Source organism: Variovorax paradoxus (assembly GCF_000834655.1).
GTDB classification, from domain to species: domain Bacteria; phylum Pseudomonadota; class Gammaproteobacteria; order Burkholderiales; family Burkholderiaceae_C; genus Variovorax; species Variovorax paradoxus_F.
Window position 1 is genome coordinate 52,930 of record NZ_JXQQ01000058.1, and the last position, 18,081, is coordinate 71,010.

The following is an 18,081-nucleotide window of genomic DNA, read 5'->3' on the forward strand; positions in this document are numbered from 1 at the left end:
AGGCCCGGCGGTCCGGGGTCCGGATTCGGCGCGGGGTCCGACACGGGCCTGTCAGGAGCGCCGCCTACAATTTCCTTGTCATGGTTCACCGCACCATTATTTACCGACCCCTCAATTACGGAGCACGCGCACCCATGAGCGACGACGACGGCCAGCAGAATTTCATCCTCGGCTTTCTCATGGCGCTGATCGCGCTGGTGATCTTCTTCGTGGTGGGCATCGTGATCTGGCACAAGGGCCACAGTGCCACGAGCGCCGCGGTCGCCGCACCGGCCAAGCCGCCGGCGGTGGTCGTTTCTTCGCCTCCGCCCGGCGAGGCGCCCAAGCTGGCCGAAGTGACCGAGACGGTCACGGTCACGATCCCCGACGGCGCGAGCATCCGCGTGGTCAACGGCGTGGTGAACTTCTACTTCGCGACCGGCAGCGCCGACCTCGCACCGGGCGCCGCCGAGGCGCTGGCCGCGGTCATCAAGGGCGTGGAGAGCGGCCGGAAGGTGGTGGTCTCGGGCTTCCACGACACCACGGGCGATGCCGCCATCAACGAATCGCTCGCCAAGAAGCGCGCCGAGATGGTGCGCGACGTGCTCGTGGGCCTGGGCGTGCCGGCCGGCAAGATCGACCTGCACAAGCCCGAGGTGACGGCGGGCTCGGGCAACAACGCCGAGGCGCGCCGCGTCGAAGCCCGGCTGGTGGACTGACACCTCCGTCCGCCCGCAAATCCCCGCAAAAAAGCCCGGTGACGCCGGGCTTTTTCATGGGTTCAGCGCGTGAGGGCGCCATGGGCCATGCCTGAGTAAATTCGTATCGTTTGGCGCCCGGATTTCATCGGCCGTTTGTGGCTGGCTTGGTACGATGGGCCTCCAGGCCCCCAGTCGCTTCGGCGACACGCAGCAAGAGCCAACTACCCCCATGAGCAGCACACACCCCACCGTCCGCGACGTCACCGATCGCATCCGCGAGCGCAGCCGTGGCACGCGCAGCGCCTACCTCGCGAGGCTGGCCGACATCCGCGACCGCGACCGCGGCTCCGACCGCATGGGCTGCGCCAACGTGGCGCATGCCGTGGCCGGCATCCCGGCCAACGACAAGTTCAGGGTGGTGACCGAGCGCGCGCCCAACCTGGGCATCGTCACCGCCTACAACGACATGCTCTCGGCCCACGCGCCGTACCAGGGCTACCCGGACATCATCAAGCAGGAGGCAAGGCGCCTGGGCGCCACCGCGCAAGTAGCCGGCGGCGTGCCCGCGATGTGCGACGGCGTCACGCAGGGCACGCCCGGCATGGAGCTGAGCCTCTTCAGCCGCGACGTCATCGCCATGAGCACCGCCATCGCGCTCACGCACGACATGTTCGATGGCGCGCTGATGCTCGGCGTGTGCGACAAGATCGTGCCGGGCCTTTTGATCGGCGCATTGCACTTCGGCCACCTGCCGACCGTTTTCGTGCCCGCGGGGCCGATGCCTTCGGGCCTCTCGAACAACGCCAAGTCGAAGGTGCGGGAGCAAGCGGCGCAGGGCCTCGTGGGCCGGCAAGGGCTGCTCGATGCGGAAATGGCGGCCTATCACACGGTGGGCACCTGCACCTTCTACGGCACCGCCAACAGCAACCAGATGCTGCTCGAAGCCATGGGCCTGCACGTGCCCGGCACGGCCTTCATCCAGCCCGGCGATGCGATGCGCGAGACGCTCACGCGCGAGGCGGTGCGCACGGTGCTCGGCAAGGCGAGCGAGGTCGCCTTCAACTGCCCGCCGATCGGCGAGATGGTCGACGAGCGCTGCATCGTCAACGCCATGGCCGCGCTGCTGGCCACCGGCGGCTCCACCAACCACCTGATCCACTGGGTCGCGGTGGCCCGTGCGGCGGGTATCGTGATCGACTGGGACGATTTCTCGAAGCTCTCGGACATCATTCCGCTGCTCACCCGCGTGTACCCCAACGGCAGCGCCGACGTGAACGAGTTCCAGGCCGCGGGCGGCCCCGGCTTCGTGATCGGCGAGCTGGTCGATGCGGGCCTGATGCACGGCGACGTGCTCACGGTTCGCGCGGGCGGCATCAGCGAATTCGCCAACATCCCGACGCTGGTTGAAGGCGGCGAGCAGCGCCTGAGCTGGACGCCCGCCGCGCCGTCGAAGAACGACGCGGTCGCGCGCACGGTGGCCGAGCCGTTCAGCGCCACCGGCGGCCTGAAGCTGCTGAGCGGCAACCTGGGCCGCAGCGTGATCAAGGTGTCCTCCGTCCCCGACGACCGCCATGTGATCGAAGCGCCCGCGCGGGTGTTCGATTCGCAGGCCGCGCTGCAGAAGGCCTTCACGGCCGGCGAGCTGGAGCGTGACGTGGTCTGCGTGGTGCGCTGGCAGGGCCCGCAGGCCAACGGCATGCCCGAGCTGCACAAGCTCACCCCGCCGCTGTCGGTGCTGCAAGGCAAGGGCTTTCGCGTGGCGCTGGTCACCGACGGTCGCATGAGCGGCGCGTCGGGCAAGATCCCGGCCGCCATCCATGTGTCGCCTGAGGCGGCCGCGGGCGGACCGCTCGCCAAGGTGCGCGACGGCGACGTGATCCGGCTGGACGCGGTAGCGGGTACGCTCGCCGTGCTGCTGCCCGAAGACGAATGGGCCGCCCGCGACATCGCGACGCTGCCCGAGGCGCAGCGCATCGCCGACGGACACGGCCTCGGCCGCGAACTGTTCGCCGGCATGCGCCGCAATGCATTGACTGCTGAAGAAGGCGCCTGCTCATGGCTGTGAATGAGCTCGCCCCCAGGCTTCGCGCACTTCGTGTCGCTTCGCCTTCCCCCTACAGGGGGCAACACCTGCGGCCCGGCAGAGCCGGTTCCGCGGTGTTTTCTTGATTTGGCCTTGCGGGTTTTCAGACCGCGGGCCGTGAATAACGTACTGGAGCAATGGAAATGGCAGACAAACTCACCGCACTCGACGTGATGCGCGACGCACCGGTCATCCCGGTCATCGTGCTCAACGATGTGAAAGACGCCATTCCGCTGGCGCGCGCGCTGGTGGCCGGCGGCATCCGCATGCTCGAGGTCACGCTGCGCACGCCGCAGGCGCTGCAGTGCATCGAGGCCATCGCCAAGGAAGTGCCCGAGGCCGTGGCCGGCGCGGGCACCATCCGCAGCGCGGCCGATGCACAGGCCTCGGCGCTGGCCGGCGCCAAGTTCGGCGTGAGCCCGGGCTACACGCGCTCGGTCGGCAAGGCCTGCCACGACCTGGGCCTGCCGCTCTTGCCCGGCGTGGCGACCGGCAGCGAAATCATGACGGCGCAGGAAGACGGCTACACCGAGCTCAAGTTCTTCCCCGCGCTGCAAGCAGGCGGCCTGCCGATGCTCAAGGCGTGGCAAGGTCCGTTCGGCGACGTCACCTTCTGCCCGACGGGCGGCATCCACGCGGGCAACGCGGCCGAGTTCCTGGCGCTCTCGAACGTGGCCTGCGTGGGCGGCTCGTGGATCGTGCCGACGGATGCGATCCGCGACGGCGACTGGGCACGCATCGAACAGCTGGCACGCGCCGCGAGCCAGCTGTCCCGCTGACATGCGCGCCGAGTTCGACGCGAGCGACCTCAAGGTCATCGCGTTCGACGTCTTCGGCACGGTGGTCGACTGGCACAGCGGCATCGCCGCCGAAGTCGAGCGCGCGCTGCCGGGCGTGGAAGGCGCGACCTTCGCGCTCGCCTGGCGCGCCGGCTACCAGCCCGCGATGAAGGCGGTGATGGAGCGCATCGCGGCCGGCGAGGGCGGCTTCACGCTGCTCGACGAGCTTCACTTGAGCATGCTCGAGCGGGTGCTGCGCGACTTCGACCTGGCCGACCGGCTCGACTCGGCCGCCAAGCGCGACCTGAGCCGCGCATGGCACCGGCTGCCGGCGTGGCCCGATTCGGTGGCGGGGCTCACGCGGCTCAAGAAGAAGTTCACCATCTGCACGCTCTCGAACGGCAACATCGGCCTCCTGACCGAGATGGCCAAGCGCGCGGGCCTGCCCTGGGACTGCGTGCTGTCGGCCGAGGTGTTCAAGGCGTACAAGCCTGATCCGCGCACCTACCTGGGCGTGGCCGGGGTGTTCGATGCGACGCCGGGGCAGGTGATGCTCGCCGCCGCGCACCACGACGACCTCGCGGCAGCGCGCGTGTGCGGCCTGAAGACCGCCTACATCGAGCGCCCCCACGAGTTCGGCCGCGCGCAGCCGAAGGATGTTTCGCCGCAGGCCGAGAACAGCCTGCATGCGCGCGACATCGACCAGTTGGCCGACCTGCTGGGCTGCTGAGCGGCAGCCCGGCCTTCGCGGTCAATATCCATTCGCGGCGCCCGAGCGGCGGTTGTCCGCAGCGCCGCTGTAGGTGGCGCTGCCATTCGGGTTCTGCGTCACCGCGATTCCGCTGATGCCGCTCAGGAGGCCCGTCACCAGCAGGTTGTCCGTCGTGTAGCCGAAGCGCGTGCGCATGTCGGCCGCGAGCGGCGCCAGCGCCGAGCCGGCCTCCAGTTCCGCATTGCCGTTCTGACCCGTGAAGTTGGGCGCGTTGACGGCCGCCTGCAGGTCCAGCCCGTAGACGACGTTGCCCATGAAGGTCTTCACGATGTAGTCGGGAATCGGCCCGCCGCCCGCCGAGCCCCACACCAGCCGCGGATTGCCGTTGCCGTCGAAGGCGATGGCTGGTGCGATCGAGGTGCGGGGCCGCTTGGTGCCCGCGTAGCCGTTCACGTCCGAGCCGCTGAGCGGCGTGCCGGCCGAGAAGTTCGACATCACGTTGTTCAGCATGATCCCGGCCGCCTCGATGTGCGCACCCCAGTGCGTGTTGATGGTGGTGGTCATCGAGAGCGCGTTGCCGTAGCCGTCGACGATGGCGACGTTGCTCGTGGTGTTCCAGTCTTCGTCGTGCGCGGCGCCGCTCGACGCCTTGGCGAGCATCGTCCTGCGGGGCTTGGCGAGCGCGGCCATCGTGTCGTAGCCGGCCGGGTCCGTCGCCACGAAGCTGCCGATGTTGCCCGCGGGCGCGGTGGCGAACGCGGTCTCGCCGATCTGCGCGGCGCGCTTGTCGAGTTCGATGTCGCTCAGGAGCACCGAGGCGCGTGCGTTGCTGTTCGAATAGGCCGGATCGCCAATGACGGCGCGCCGGTCGACGTTCGCGAGCCGGCTCGCCTCGGCCGCGAGGTAGACGAAGCGCGGCGTGTCGAGCGCCTTCTCGTCCTGCACGTGCTTGCGCTCCAGGATGCCGAGCGAATACAGCGTGACGAAGCCGCCGAACGACGGCGCGGGCTGCGTGTAGATGGTCGTGCCGAAGCGCGTGCCGGCCAGCGGCTTGCGCTCCACCGCCTTGTAGGCCGGGAAGTCGGCGTGCACCATCAGGCTCGGAATCGACGCGATGGTCGTCGCGGTGCTCGGGTTGCCCGCCGGTCCCGAGTTCGGGAGGATCGACCTGCACGGCAGGCTGCCGAGCGTGGTGCGCTGCACGATGGCTTTCACCGTGTCCCGCGCCGGGTCGTAGAAGGCGCTGGCGCCGCCGTCGCGCACGAGCTTCATGGTCTGCGCGAGCTCGGGATTCTTGATGAGCGTGCCGATGGCCAGCGGCTTCTGCCCCGAGGCATCGGCCGGGTCGCAGTAGCGCTTGGCGATGTCGGGGTACTTGCAGCGGGGTGCGCCCCTGACTGTGTTGGCCGAGTTCACCCAGGCGGCCACGCCGGTGCCTGCGGAGACCGGGTTGCCGTCGTCGTCGAACTCGGCGCTGTCGGCGTAGAGCGTGGCGTACATGTACTTCGTCATCGGGAAGCCGTTTTCGGCCAGGCCGATGGCGTCGTCCCAGAGCGTGTTCCAGGCCTTCCTGCCGTAGCTGCGGTGCACCAGGTCGAGCACCGCCACCGTGCCCGGAATGCCCACGGCGCGAGCGGAGATGTTGGTGTTGCCCTGCTGCGAGGAGACGCTTGCGCCCACCGTGAGGCCCGACTTGCAGAGGTTGTACGGCGGCGTGGTGGACACGTCCTGTGCGACGGCCTGGTAGACCGTTGTCGCTCCCCCGGTGCTCGATGGGGCGGCGGAGAGGCCGTCGAAGGTGCGCACCTTCTTGCTCGCCGCGTCGTAGTAGGTGATGAGCGTGCCGCCGCCCAGACCCGAGGCGAACGGCTCGGCCGTGCCCAGCACGGCCTGCACGGCAACCGCTGCATCGATGGCGCTGCCGCCAGTCGCCAGGATCTTGCAGCCGGCCTTCGACGCTTCGTAGTGCGCGGAGGTCACCATCAGGTTGGTGCCGGTGATGCCGGCCGTCTGGCCGTGGGGCGCCCCCGCCTGCTGCATGCACACGGCGGGATCGAAGCGCACGACCGGTGGCGCGTCGGTGCCGGGCGGGCCGGCCGGAGGCTGTGGCGGAGGCGGTGCGTTGGTGATCGGCAGCGGGCTGAAGCTGAACGAGCCGCCGGAGCCACCGCCGCAGGCGGTGAGCATGGCCGCAGCGAGGGCCGCGACAGGAAGGAATCGGGAGGTGTGCATCGTGGAAGAAATGAAAATGCCGACGCTGTACCGGTCGGTCGGCTTTTCAATTTATTGCAACTCGCGTGCCACCAGGTTCACGCTTTCCCGGTGTGCGGGCCACTTTACAGAAGCTCAGTCAGCGAGCAGCTTCTCCACGGTGCGCAGGTTGCGCGCGGTCGTGCTCGACTTGTAGCGCGTCTTCGCCAGCAGCTTGGCCACCGGCGTGTCGGTGCTCTGGCCGCGCGGGCATTGCCAATAGAGCACGCCCTTGCCTTGCTTCAGGCGCTCGACCTCGGGATCGACGGTGCCGGCTTTCTCCATCACCTCGTCGAGCATCGCAGGGTCGGAGCCGAACACGAGGTACGGGTGGCGCTCTTCGTCGATGCGCTCGAAGGGGTACGCCTCGGCCATGCCGGCCACCTGCTTCTGCGTGAGCAGCACGATCCACGCGTCGTAGCCGAAGCGCTCGCGCAGGGCGTGCTCGATGCGCTTGCGCAGCGCGCCGGCATCGCTCGCGTCGGTGTCGAAGAGCACGTTGCCGCTCGCGAGCACCGTGCGCACATCATCGAAGCCGAGCTCGACGAAGAGCGCCTTCAGGTCCGCGCTCTTGATCGTGATGCCGTTGACGTTCACGCCACGCAGCAGCGCGACGTGGCGTGTCGTCTTCTTCTCTTTTTTCGGGCTTGCCATGGCGTTACCCGAAGCGCTTCAGCGAAGGCCTGCGCCCTCGGCGGATTCAGCGCGCTGGATGAGTTCGATCTTGTAGCCGTCCGGATCGGTCACGAAGGCGATCACTGTCGTGCCGCCCTTGACCGGACCTGCCTCGCGCGTCACGTTGCCGCCCGCGGCCTTGATCTTTTCGCAGGCCGCATACGCATCGGGCACGCCGAGCGCGATGTGGCCGTAGGCGGTGCCCAGCTCGTAGCTCTCGGTACCCCAGTTGTAGGTGAGCTCGATCTCGGCCTGGTCGGGGTTGCCCTTGTCGAAGCCGATGAACGCGAGGCTGTACTTGTACTCGGGGTTCTCGGACGTGCGCAGCAGGTTCATGCCGAGCACCTTGGTATAGAAATCGATGGAGCGCTGGAGGTTGCCAACGCGCAGCATGGTGTGAAGAAGTCGCATCTCGTGGTGCCGTGTGGTTTTATGGAAGGGGGAAGCCGCTATTGTCGGCCTCCCGCCGCGGCGATCAAGCTGCCGCCGTCAGCAGATGGGACTCGTGGCGCTTGAGGAATTCCATCAGGTGCTGCGGGTACTCGGGCACCACCGCATCGCGAACGCTCGGGCGGGCGGCCAGCGCCGTGCGCCAGGCATCGACCTTGGGGAGCGCCGCGAAGATGCGCGAATCGATGAGCGTGTCGAACACCTCGAAGTAGCGGAACACCGGTGCGAACACCGCATCGACCAGGCTGAAGCTCTTGCCCGCGAAGTAGGGGCCGGCGCCGAGCGCTGCCTCGACGCGCTCGAACTTGCCGACCAGCGCGAGGCGCTTCTGCTCGAAGATGGCCGCGTCCTGCGTGGTCTCGTAACCCCAGAGGTCGGCCAGGATGGCCGAGCCGAACTCCATCCATGCGCGGTGCTCGGCGCGGGCGAGCGGTTCTTCGGGGTGCAGGCGCGCGCCGGGCTGCGTTTCTTCGAGGTACTCGCAGATCACGTTGCTCTCGAACAGCACGGCCTCGGTGCCGTCCGCGCGATGCACCTTCAGGAGCGGCACCTTGCCCAGCGGCGAGATGTCGAGAAACCATTGCGGCTTGTTCGCCAGGTCGATCACGACGCGCTCGAAGGGCACGCCTTTTTCACCGAGCGCAATGGCGGCGCGCTGCACGTAGGGGCACAGCAGGTGGCTGACGAGGGTGAGGGGTTGGGACATGGGGCTCTCCGTCTTCGGTTGTTTGCTTGGATCGCCGCGATTCTTGCGATCCCGAACAACCTTTTCCCGAAAAGCCCATTCGCTGTCGAGGCGCCTTGTGCTAGGCCGCGGTGTCGAGCCAGTGCGTGATGCGGCCGTTGTGCATCACGCCGATGCGGTCGGCCATCGCCTGCGCCTCGGCCTCGTTATGCGTGACCAGGATGGCGGTCTGGCCGGCCTGCTTCAGGATGCCGCGCACCTCGGCGGTCAGGCGTTCGCGCGTGGCGCCGTCGAGGTTGGAGAAGGGCTCGTCGAGCAGCAGCAGCGCAGGCGAGGGCGCGAGCGCGCGGGCCAGCGCGATGCGTTGCTGCTGGCCGCCCGAGAGCTCGTGCGGATAGCGTTCGCCCGCATCGGCCAGGCCCACCAGCGCAAGCATCTCGGCCACACGCGATTGCTGCGCCGCGTGGCCGAGGCGGCGCAGTCCGAAGGCGACGTTCTTCGCGGCCGAGAGGTGCGGGAACAGTGCGTACTCCTGGAACATCATGCCCACGCGCCGCTGCTCGGGTGGCAGGTGCGAGCGGGCGGAAGACAGCACGGTGTCGTCCAGCCGGATCGAGCCCGCGCGCAGCGGTTCGAATCCCGCGATGGCGCGCAGCACCGTGGTCTTGCCGCAGCCCGAGGGGCCGAAGAGGCAGGCGATGTGGCCGGCTGCGAGCAATAGCGAGAAATCGTCGACGACCGTGTGCAGGCCACGCGGCGTGTCGTACGCGAGCTGGATCGATTCGAGGTACAGCGCGGAGCTCATGTGTTTTCCGGAACGGGTGCAACCGGCGTCGTGCCCAGTTGGTTGCGCGCCAGCAGCACCACCGGCAGCAGGCCGGCAAGCACGATGGCGAGCGCCGCGATCGCGCCTTCTTCATAGGTGCCGCGCGCGGCCTCGGCGTAGAGCCAGGTAGCCAGGGTGTCGAAGTTGGCGGGGCGCAGCAGCAGCGTTGCGGGCAGCTCCTTCATCGCATCGACGAAGACCAGCAGCGCGCCCGCGGCGATGGCCGGCTGCAGCAGCGGCAGGTGCACGCGGCGCAGCGTGCCCGCGGTGGTTTCGCCGAGCAGGCGCGAGGCCTGCTCGATGGCAGGCGGAATGCGCGCGAGGCCGGCCTCGATGCCGCCCACCGGCATCGCGAGAAAGCGGATCGCGCAAGCCACGACCAGCACGATGCCAGCGCCCATCAGCGGCAGGCCCTGCCAGCCGAACGCGGTGGCGAGCGCGGCGTCGAAGGCCAGCGCCGGCGTGAGCAAGCCGATGGCCAGCACCGTGCCCGGCACCGCATAGCCCAGCGTGGCGGCGCGCGCCTGCCAGCGCGCGCGGTTCGCGATGCCCGATCCCTGGCTGCGTGCCGCCCAGGCGACGACCAGTCCCGCCGCCACGGCCACCACGGTGACGCCCGCTGCCATGGCGAGCGTGTTGCCGAGGCTCGCGATGAGCCCGTGCGAAACGCCGCCGCCCTGGCGCAGCCGCTTGGCGCTTTCCCAGACGAGATACAGCGCTGGCGCCGCGAAGCCGATCAGCACCGGTAGCGAGGTGACCGTCGTCGCCGCCCAGCCGGCACCGCCATGCAGGCGCCGCGGCTGCACCGCGCGCATGCGCTGCGCCGAGCCGAAGCGCTGGTGCCGGCGGCCGTTGCGTTCAAGCCAGACCAGCGCGACCACCACGAAAAGCATCGCGCAGGCGATCTGCGCCGCGCCGGCCAGGTCCGAGCGCGTGATCCACGTCGTGTAGACCGCCACGGTGAGCGTGTTGACGCCGAGGAATTCCGACGCGCCGATGTCGTTGAGCGTTTCGAGCAATGCGAGGCTCAGGCCCACCGCAAGGGCAGGGCGCGCGAGCGGCAGCGCCACGCGAAAGAATGCGCCGCGCCGGCTTTCGCCCAGCGTGCGCGCGGCTTCGAGCAGGTGCGCCGGCTGCGTCATGAACATCGCGCGTGCCGTCATGTAGACGTAGGGGTAGAGCACGAAGCCGAGCACGAAGATCGCGCCCGGCATCGAGCGCAAGTCGGGCAGGCGGAACTGGCGCGGGCTGTCGAAGCCCAGCACCCAGCGGATCGCGCCCTGCACCGGGCCGATCGGGTGCAGCAGGTCCAGGTACGCGAAGGCGACGATGTAGGTCGGCATCGCCAGCGGCAGCAGCAGGGCCCAGTGCAGCACGCCGCGTCCCGGAAAGTCGTGCGCAGTGACGAGCCACGCGCAGCCGGTGCCGATCACCAGCACCAGCGCGCCGACACCGGCCAGCAGCAGCGCCGTGTTGAGCGCCGCCTGCGGCAGCACATGCGCGAACAGCGGCCCCCAATGCCCGACGCCCGAGCCGAATGCGAGCCACAGGAGCGTGAGCACCGGCGCGAGCACGCCGACGGCGATCGAGAACGAGGCAAGGCGCCAGACCGGCCCTGCGGCCTGCAGGGCTGGTGGCTGGCGCCGTGTCATTCGCATGCTTCAGGCACCGACAGGGCGGGCCCGATCGATACCGTCACTGGTCGAAGCCGACCTTGTCGACCAGCGCGCTGGCCTGCTTGCGGTATTTGGCGATCTCGGTGAGCGGCAGCGGATCGACCTTCAGCTCGCCGATGCTCTGGCCGATGATCGGATCGAGCGCCACGCCCTTGCGCACCGGGTATTCGTAGTTGGTCTGCGCATAGAGCGCCTGCGCCGGCTCGGACACCAGGAACTCGAGCAGCCTGACCGCGTTGGCACGCTGCGGTGCGTTCTTTGCCACAGCCGCGCCGCTGATGTTGACGTGCGTGCCGCCGCTCTTCGCGTTGGCGAAGGTCGGGCGCACGACCTTGATCGCATCGCCCCACTTGCGCGCGTCGGTGCCTTCCTTCGAACTCTTCATCTGGCCGACGTAGTACGAGTTGGCCAGGCCGATGTCGCAGATGCCGCCGAGGATGTCGCGCGCCACGTCGCGGTCGCCGCCCGTGGCCTTGCGCGCGAGGTTGGCCTTCACGCCGCGCAGCCACTGCTCGGCCTTGGCTTCGCCGTCGTGCGCGATCAGCGCCGAGACGAGGGCCGTGTTGTAGGGGTGCTGGCCTGCGCGGATGCAGACCTTGCCCTTGTATTTCGGGTTGGCCAGGTCTTCGTAGCGGAAGCTTGTGAGCGGCTGCGCCTTGTCGGCGTAGAGAACGCGGGCGCGCAGCGAGAGCGCGAACCACTGGCCGTCGGCGCCGCGCAGGTTGGCCGGGATGGCCGATTCGAGCGCCGGCGATTTCACGGGCTGCGTCACGCCGCCGTCGACCAGGTCGATGAGGTTGCCGATGTCCACGGTCATCAGCACGTCGGCCGGCGAGCGCGCGCCCTCGGCCTTGACGCGCTCCAGGAGCCCGTCCTTCACGAACACGGTGTTGACCTTGATGTTGCTTTGCGCGCTGAAGGCGGAGATCAGCGGCTGGATCAGCGCCGGCTCGCGCGTCGTGTAGAGCGTGAGTTCTTCGGCGGCATGCGCGGGCAGGGCGGTGAGGGCGAGCCAGGCGGTGGTGACGCCGATCAGTGCGTGCGCAGCGCGGGTGGGAGCGCCGGAGCGTTGGGTCATGTCAGATCCTCCAGGTCGATAACGTGTTCTTGGGATACACCGGCGGCCGGCATGCGGCTCCGATGCGAACGATTATCAACAGGCAGGAGGAGGGGGCGCCTTTTGGACTTACAAGCCGAAGGCCTACTGCGTCAGCGGGCCTGGGGGATCTCGAACACCAGGCACGTGGTCGTGGCGTGCGCATACAGCGTGCCGTCGGCCCCGACCAGCCGCGCCTCGGCGGTCGCGAGCTGCTTGCCGCAGTGGATCACCTTGCCTTCGGCGCGCACCCGCTGCACCTTGGGCGTGAGGCCCTTCACGTAGTTCACGCTCAGTTCGGCGGTCGTGTAGGCGCGGCCGGGCGGCATCATCGTGTGGACCGAGCAGCCAAGGGCCGAATCGAGCATCGTGGCGACCCAGCCGCCGTGGATGGTGCCCAGCGGGTTCAGGTGCTGCGCGAGCGGCGTGCCCTGGAACACGGCCACGCCCTTGCTCACCGAGACGATCGTGAAGTCCAGCGTCTTGGCGATGGCCGCATAAGGAATGTCGCCGTTCAGCATGGCCTGCATCACCTCGAGCCCGGTCTTGCCGGCGATCTGCTCGGGGCGAGCGAGGCCCGGTCCGGGGCCTTGTTCCAGGCGGTCGATGATCACGCGCTCCTCGGCGATCCATGCGTCGAGCTGGCTGGTGGGTTGCGTCATGCCTGTGTTCCTCCTGGGGGCTTTGGCGGGATGATGAAGTTGCATATGCAACAGTTGCATCTACAATAATACCCCATGGACATCCAGACCAAGCCGCGCAGCTGCACCAGTTTCAAGGTTCGACAACTCATGCGTCGCCTGTCGACGCACTACGACGCCGAGGTGTCCAAGAGCGGCCTGAAGACCACGCAGTACTCGCTGCTGTCGCACCTCAAGCGGCTGGGCTCTTCCCGCCCGGTCGATCTCGCGAGCGAGCTCAAGATGACCGCTTCCACCTTGAGCCGCAACCTGCAGCCGCTGATTGCCGCGGGCTGGATTGCACAAAGCGCCGGCGCCGATGCGCGCAGCCTCCTCGTGGCGCTCACGCCAGAGGGCGAGGCCAAGTGGCGCGAAGCCCAGCACCACTGGAAGACCGCGCAGCAGAAGCTCAACGCGCTGCTGGGCGTGGAGCGCGTGCTGGCGCTGCATCAGCTCATCGACGAGTCGCTCGAACTGCTCGGCGCAGACGACGCCGCAGACCTCCACGACTGAGGCGCACCCACATCTTCCACACCCTCCAAACCGCGCAGCCGAGCCGATCGCCGCGCGGACCGGATTCCTTTTTCCTCCACACCCCATTCCAACAACAGAGGCCCCATGTTCGCCACCCAAGTTTCCGCATGGCTGCAGCGCCGCGGCATCCACTACGGATGGATCGTCGCCGCCATCACCTTCCTGACCATGCTGACGATGTCGGCTGCGCTCGGCCTGCCGGGCGCCATGCTGCAGCCGCTCACCAAGGAGTTCGGCTGGAGCACCGAGCAGATCTCCTCGGCGCTCGCGCTGCGGTTTGCGCTCTTCGGCCTCATGGGCCCGTTCGCCGCGGTGCTGATGGAGCGCTACGGCCTGCGTGCGGTGGTCTGCACCGGCCTTGCGCTGGTGGGGCTGGGCATGGCGCTGGTCACGATGGCCTCGCAGCTGTGGCAGCTCTTCGTGCTCTGGAGCCTGATGCTGGGCCTGGGCACCGGCATGACGGCGCTGGTGCTCGGCGCCGTGGTGGCCAACCGCTGGTTCGTCGCGCGGCGCGGGCTGGTCATCGGCATGCTCACGGCAAGTTCGGCGACGGGGCAGCTGGCCTTCCTGCCGTTCGCGGCCTGGATGATCGAGCACTGGGGCTGGCGCTCGGCCATCGTGCCGATCGTGATCGGCAGCGTGCTGATCGCGGTGCTCGCGCTGTGCCTCATGCGCAACCGCCCGTCCGACGTCGGACTGCTGCCCTACGGCGAGAAGCCCGGCACGCAGCCCGCCGCACCGGCCGCGCCCGCGGCGATGATGAACTTCGCCACGCCGTTCCGCGTGCTCAAGGAAGTGGCGACCAACCGCACTTTCCTGATCCTGGCCGGCACCTTCTTCATCTGCGGCCTGAGCACCAACGGCCTGGTGCAGACGCACTTCATCTCGCTGTGCGGCGACAACGGCCTGGGCGCCGTGCCCGCCGCGTCGGTGCTCGCGATGATGGGCGCCTTCGACTTCGTGGGCACCATTCTTTCGGGCTGGCTCTCGGACCGCTACGACAACCGCAAGCTGCTCTTCTGGTACTACGGCCTGCGCGGGTTGTCGCTCTTCTGGCTGCCGCATTCGGAGTTCACGATCTACGGCCTGGGCCTCTTCGCGATGTTCTACGGCCTGGACTGGATCGCCACCGTGCCGCCGACCGTCAAGCTCGCGGGCGCCACCTTCGGCCCGGCCAAGGTCGGCCTGGTGTTCGGCTGGATCTTTGCGGCGCACCAGCTGGGCGCCGCCACGGCCGCCTACGGCGCGGGCTTTGCGCGCACGCTGCTGTTGACCTACACGCCGGCGCTTTATGCCGCCGGTGCGGCCTGCCTCGTCGCGGCCGTGATCGTCCTGATGATCCGCCGGCCGGCAGCCAAGACCGGCACGCCGGTCACGCCCGCGACGCCAGCGCGCGCCTGACCCATTCGGAGGCCTCGCCATGACCACCGCCGCCAACACCGAACTCGACCCACGCACGCGCCTGCTGCTCGAGGCGCCCATCGTGCCCACGCTGCTGCGCCTTGCAGCCCCCAACGTGCTCGTGATGGTGGCGCAGGCCTCCGTCGGGCTCATCGAGACCTACTTCGTCGGCAAGCTCGGCACCGACGCGCTCGCCGGCATGGCGCTCGTGTTCCCGATCGTCATGCTGATGCAGATGACCTCCAGCGGCGCGGTGGGCGGCGGCATCGCCTCGTCGATCGCGCGTGCGCTCGGCGCGCGCCGCCGCGACGATGCCAATGCCCTTGTGTGGCACGCGGTGGTCATCGCGCTGGGCTTCGGGCTGTGCTTCACGCTGGCCCTCCTTCTTGGCGGGCGCTGGCTCTACGGAATCATGGGCGGCGCGGGCGCCTCGCTCGACGCGGCGCTCACGTACTCGAACTGGGTGTTCGCGGGCGCGGTGCTGGTGTGGCTCTTCAATTCGCTCGCCGCGATCATCCGCGGCACCGGCAACATGTCGGTGCCGGCCAACGTGACGGTGGTGGGCGTGGTGTTCCTCATCCCGGCGTCGCCGCTCCTCATCTTCGGCTGGGGACCGATTCCTGGCATGGGCATTGCCGGCGGCGCGATGGCGCTGTTGCTGTACTACCTGCTTGGTTCTATTGCGCTCATCGTCTATCTGCGATCGCCGCGCAGCCTGCTCAAGCCGGCGCTCTCGGCGCTCAAGCTGCGCTGGCCGCTGTTCCGCGACATCCTGCGCATCGGGCTCGTGGGGGCGGTCTCGACGGTGGCGACCAATCTCTCGATCGGCATCGCCACTGCGCTCACCGGCCACTTCGGCCCGGGCGCGCTGGCCGGCTACGGCACGGCCTCGCGGCTCGAATACCTTCTGGTGCCGCTGGTGTTCGGCCTGGGCGCGCCGCTGGTCGCAATGGTCGGCACCTGCATGGGCGCGGGGCAGCGTGAGCGTGCGCTGCGCGCCACCTGGGCCGGCGCGGCGCTGGCGTTCGCGCTGACCGAGACCATTGGCCTGGCGGCCGCGCTATTCCCGCGGCCGTGGCTGCTGCTGTTCGGCAACGACCCGGCCATGCTCGAGACCGGCGCGCACTACCTGCGCGTGGTGGGGCCGCTCTACGGCTTCTTCGGCGTGGGGCTGGTTCTGTACTTCGCCTCGCAGGGCGCGGGCCGCCTGCTGTGGCCGGTGCTAGGCAACATCGCGCGGCTCGCAGTGGCGGGCACGGGCGGCTGGCTTGCGCTGCGCTGGGGCGGCGGGCTCACCGGCGTGTTCGCGGCGCAGGGCGTGGCGCTGGTGGTGTACGGCATCGTGATCGCCTCGGCGATCGCGGGAGGCGCCTGGTTCGGCCGCGTGGGCTGGCCGCGCACGCCCACCGGATTGCTGCGCCGGGTGTCGCAGGCCTGAACAGTTATCTACCTACCGAAAGGCTCCCCATGAAAATCAAGGATTCCGTCGTCTTCATCACCGGCGCCAACCGCGGTCTCGGGCTGGCCTTTGCCAAGGCTGCGCTCGCGGCGGGTGCGAGCAAGGTCTACGGCGCCGCGCGCGATCCGAAGAGCATCACGCTGGCCGGGGTGACGCCGGTGCCGCTCGATGTCACGCAGCCCGCGCAGATCGCCGCGGCGGTGGCCGCCTGCGGCGACGTGACGCTGCTCGTCAACAACGCGGGCATCTCGCGCGGATCGAGCCTGCTCGGCGCCGATGCGGTCGATGCGGCGCGGGCCGAGTTCGAGACCAACTTCTTCGGCCCTTGGGCGCTCACGCAAGCCTTTGCGCCGGTGCTCGCGGCCCACGGCGGCGGCGCGGTCATCAACGTGCTGTCGGCGCTGAGCTGGGTGAGCTTTCCGAGCGTGGCGACCTACAGCGCGACGAAGTCGGCCGCATGGTCGTTGAGCAACGGCCTGCGTAACGAGTTGGCCGGGCAGGGCACGCAGGTGACGAGCGTGCACGTGGCCTACATGGACACCGACATGGCGGCCCACGTGCCGGGCGCCAAGGCATCGCCCGACGACGTGGCGCGGCAGGCGTTCGCGGGCGTGGAGGCGGGCAAGCCCGAGGTGCTTGCCGACGAGGTTTCGCGGCAGCTCAAGCAGAGCTTGTCGAGCGAGACGCCGGCCTATGCGGCGGCGCCGAAGCCTGCGGCAGCCTGAGCGGCATCCCCAAGAAAAAACCCGGGCACGCGGCCCGGGTTTTTTCGTTCTGGTCGATCAATAGCGGTAGGGGTTGTTCGGGCGGCGGTCGTAGCGGTTGGGCACGCCGTCACGGTCGTTGTCCCGGCGGCCGCCGTAGTGGCGGCGGTCGTCCCAGCGGCGGCCATGGTCGTAGTGACGGCCATCGCGGTAGTAGCCCGGGTGGTAGTGGCGCGGCGGAGGCGGCGGCGCGTAGTAGCGGCGCGGGGGCGGCGGTGCGGGCACCACGTACACCTGGGCCTGGATGAAGCGGCCACCGGACTGGGCTTGGGCCGGTGCGCTGATTGCAGCCAGCGACATCAGGGCGGCTGCGGCGAATGCGAAAGTGAGCTTTTTCATGGCAACTCCAGTGGAGTGGTTGGAAGCCTCATCGTCGCCGCCTTGTGTGAACCTTGTGTAAGGCTGAGGCGAAATCGGATGAAGAGCTGTAAGCAGCCCGTAGAGGTGTGACGTCAAATGGGCATGCCCTGATCCTAAGGGCTGGGCCATGCGCCGGGCACCGCCGCGGCTGTGCCGTTCGTTGTAGGCCTGGAGGCCGTGCCGCTGTGCGTTCAGGCGCGCGGGGCAGGCAGCAGGCGGCGCAGCGCCTCGAAGAAGAGGTCCGATTGCTCGCGCTCGCCCTGGATCTGCGCTGCCACGTGCGCAGCCAGCTTCGCATCGACCGGCGCGAGCGGCCGCCCGGTCGATTGCGCGATCACCTGGTGCAGGCTCGCGCGTTCGAGGTAATACAAATCGTCGTAAGCATGCGCGATGGTGGCGCCCGCCACGATCACGCCATGGTTCGCGAGAAAGGCGACGTCCTTGCCGGCCATCGCGCGGGCGATGCGCTCGCCCTCGGCATCGTCGAGCGCGAGGCCGTTGTAGACCGCGTCGATCGCGATGCGGTTCATGTAGCGCATCGCGTTCTGGCTCGCGGTCGGGTCGAGCGCGCGATCGACCGTGAGCGTGAGCGCGGTGGCATAGGGCATGTGGCAGTGCAGCACGACCGCGTGCCCGGTAAGCCGGTGCACCGCGCCGTGGATGAAGAGCGCGGTGGGCTCCACGCGGTGGCGGCCGGCGAGCACCTCGCCGTGCACGTCGATCAGCACGATGTCGTCGGGGCCGATCTCGCTCCAGTGCAGGCCGCGCGGGTTGATGAGGTAGCGGTCTTGCGCGCCCGGCAGCATCACGCTGAAGTGGTTGCACACGCCTTCCGACAATCCGTGGTGGGCTGCGGCGCGCAAGGCCAGCGCGAGGTCTTCGCGGAGCTTGCGGACGGCGGGGCTGGCGTAGTCGGAATCTGCGGACATCGGGTGGGGCTCCTTTTTCTTTTCAACGTGGCTTCGTCGCTG

General features: G+C 68.9%; 17 protein-coding genes and 1 pseudogene. 8 read left to right on the forward strand and 10 right to left on the reverse strand.

The genetic code is table 11. The features are described 5' to 3' along the window. The first annotated feature begins 134 nt into the window (after positions 1–134). The 4 genes from RT97_RS22615 (at position 135) to RT97_RS22630 (ending at position 4,272) form a co-directional block, all read left to right on the forward strand. Complete coding sequence (locus RT97_RS22615; RefSeq protein WP_042581074.1) at positions 135–698, forward strand: OmpA family protein; 564 nt, start codon at positions 135–137, stop codon at positions 696–698. A 211-nt stretch (positions 699–909) separates the two neighbouring features. Next, entirely contained in the window at positions 910–2,745 is a 1,836-nt protein-coding gene (edd, locus tag RT97_RS22620; protein WP_042581075.1) for a phosphogluconate dehydratase, read from the forward strand. Between the two features lie 161 nt (positions 2,746–2,906). Beyond that, positions 2,907–3,542 carry a bifunctional 4-hydroxy-2-oxoglutarate aldolase/2-dehydro-3-deoxy-phosphogluconate aldolase gene (gene eda, locus RT97_RS22625; protein ID WP_042581076.1) on the forward strand — a complete coding sequence of 212 codons (636 nt, stop codon included), beginning with the start codon at positions 2,907–2,909 and terminating at the stop codon, positions 3,540–3,542. Position 3,543: 1 nt separating this feature from the next. After that, positions 3,544–4,272, forward strand: a complete 729-nt coding sequence (locus RT97_RS22630) for a haloacid dehalogenase type II (RefSeq protein ID WP_042581077.1) — start codon at positions 3,544–3,546, stop codon at positions 4,270–4,272. 21 nt (positions 4,273–4,293) lie between these two features. Here RT97_RS22630 and RT97_RS22635 read toward each other — a convergent pair whose 3' ends face one another. From RT97_RS22635 to RT97_RS22670, 8 genes are all read right to left on the reverse strand, one after another. Continuing rightward, entirely contained in the window at positions 4,294–6,486 is a 2,193-nt protein-coding gene (locus tag RT97_RS22635; RefSeq protein WP_080898388.1) for a gamma-glutamyltransferase family protein, read from the reverse strand. Between the two features lie 114 nt (positions 6,487–6,600). Continuing rightward, the gene (locus tag RT97_RS22640; protein ID WP_042581079.1) at positions 6,601–7,158 is read right to left on the reverse strand and encodes a DUF1697 domain-containing protein; all 558 of its coding nucleotides are present in this window, start codon (positions 7,156–7,158) and stop codon (positions 6,601–6,603) included. An 18-nt stretch (positions 7,159–7,176) separates the two neighbouring features. Continuing rightward, complete coding sequence (gloA, locus tag RT97_RS22645) at positions 7,177–7,590, reverse strand: lactoylglutathione lyase (protein ID WP_042581080.1); 414 nt, start codon at positions 7,588–7,590, stop codon at positions 7,177–7,179. A 64-nt stretch (positions 7,591–7,654) separates the two neighbouring features. Further along, the gene (locus RT97_RS22650; RefSeq protein ID WP_042581081.1) at positions 7,655–8,335 is read right to left on the reverse strand and encodes a glutathione S-transferase family protein; all 681 of its coding nucleotides are present in this window, start codon (positions 8,333–8,335) and stop codon (positions 7,655–7,657) included. A gap of 100 nt (positions 8,336–8,435) precedes the next feature. After that, the gene (locus RT97_RS22655) at positions 8,436–9,119 is read right to left on the reverse strand and encodes an ABC transporter ATP-binding protein (RefSeq protein ID WP_042581082.1); all 684 of its coding nucleotides are present in this window, start codon (positions 9,117–9,119) and stop codon (positions 8,436–8,438) included. Then, a complete protein-coding gene (locus RT97_RS22660) occupies positions 9,116–10,798 on the reverse strand; it encodes an ABC transporter permease (protein WP_042581083.1) in 1,683 nt (560 codons plus the stop codon). Before RT97_RS22660 ends, RT97_RS22655 begins: the two co-directional genes overlap by 4 nt. Positions 10,799–10,835: 37 nt before the next feature. After that, positions 10,836–11,894, reverse strand: a complete 1,059-nt coding sequence (locus RT97_RS22665) for a Fe(3+) ABC transporter substrate-binding protein (protein ID WP_042581084.1) — start codon at positions 11,892–11,894, stop codon at positions 10,836–10,838. Positions 11,895–12,025: 131 nt separating this feature from the next. Continuing rightward, entirely contained in the window at positions 12,026–12,574 is a 549-nt protein-coding gene (locus RT97_RS22670) for a PaaI family thioesterase (RefSeq protein WP_042581085.1), read from the reverse strand. A gap of 75 nt (positions 12,575–12,649) precedes the next feature. Here RT97_RS22670 and RT97_RS22675 point away from each other — a divergent pair, with 75 nt between their 5' ends. The 4 genes from RT97_RS22675 to RT97_RS22690 all read left to right on the forward strand — a co-directional run bounded on the left by RT97_RS22675 (position 12,650) and on the right by RT97_RS22690 (position 16,711). Continuing rightward, the gene (locus tag RT97_RS22675; protein ID WP_042581086.1) at positions 12,650–13,105 is read left to right on the forward strand and encodes a MarR family winged helix-turn-helix transcriptional regulator; all 456 of its coding nucleotides are present in this window, start codon (positions 12,650–12,652) and stop codon (positions 13,103–13,105) included. Between the two features lie 105 nt (positions 13,106–13,210). Further along, positions 13,211–14,527: an MFS transporter gene (locus RT97_RS22680; protein WP_042581087.1), complete on the forward strand. Its 1,317-nt coding sequence runs from the start codon at positions 13,211–13,213 to the stop codon at positions 14,525–14,527. 19 nt (positions 14,528–14,546) lie between these two features. Beyond that, the gene (locus RT97_RS22685; RefSeq protein WP_042581088.1) at positions 14,547–15,965 is read left to right on the forward strand and encodes an MATE family efflux transporter; all 1,419 of its coding nucleotides are present in this window, start codon (positions 14,547–14,549) and stop codon (positions 15,963–15,965) included. A gap of 29 nt (positions 15,966–15,994) precedes the next feature. Then, positions 15,995–16,711 carry an SDR family oxidoreductase gene (locus RT97_RS22690; protein WP_042581089.1) on the forward strand — a complete coding sequence of 239 codons (717 nt, stop codon included), beginning with the start codon at positions 15,995–15,997 and terminating at the stop codon, positions 16,709–16,711. A gap of 57 nt (positions 16,712–16,768) precedes the next feature. Here RT97_RS22690 and RT97_RS22695 read toward each other — a convergent pair whose 3' ends face one another. Next, the gene (locus tag RT97_RS22695) at positions 16,769–17,089 is read right to left on the reverse strand and encodes a hypothetical protein (protein ID WP_042581090.1); all 321 of its coding nucleotides are present in this window, start codon (positions 17,087–17,089) and stop codon (positions 16,769–16,771) included. A gap of 212 nt (positions 17,090–17,301) precedes the next feature. Beyond that, positions 17,302–18,051, reverse strand: a pseudogene (locus tag RT97_RS22700) (aldolase); the annotation flags it as partial. Positions 18,052–18,081 lie beyond the last annotated feature (30 nt).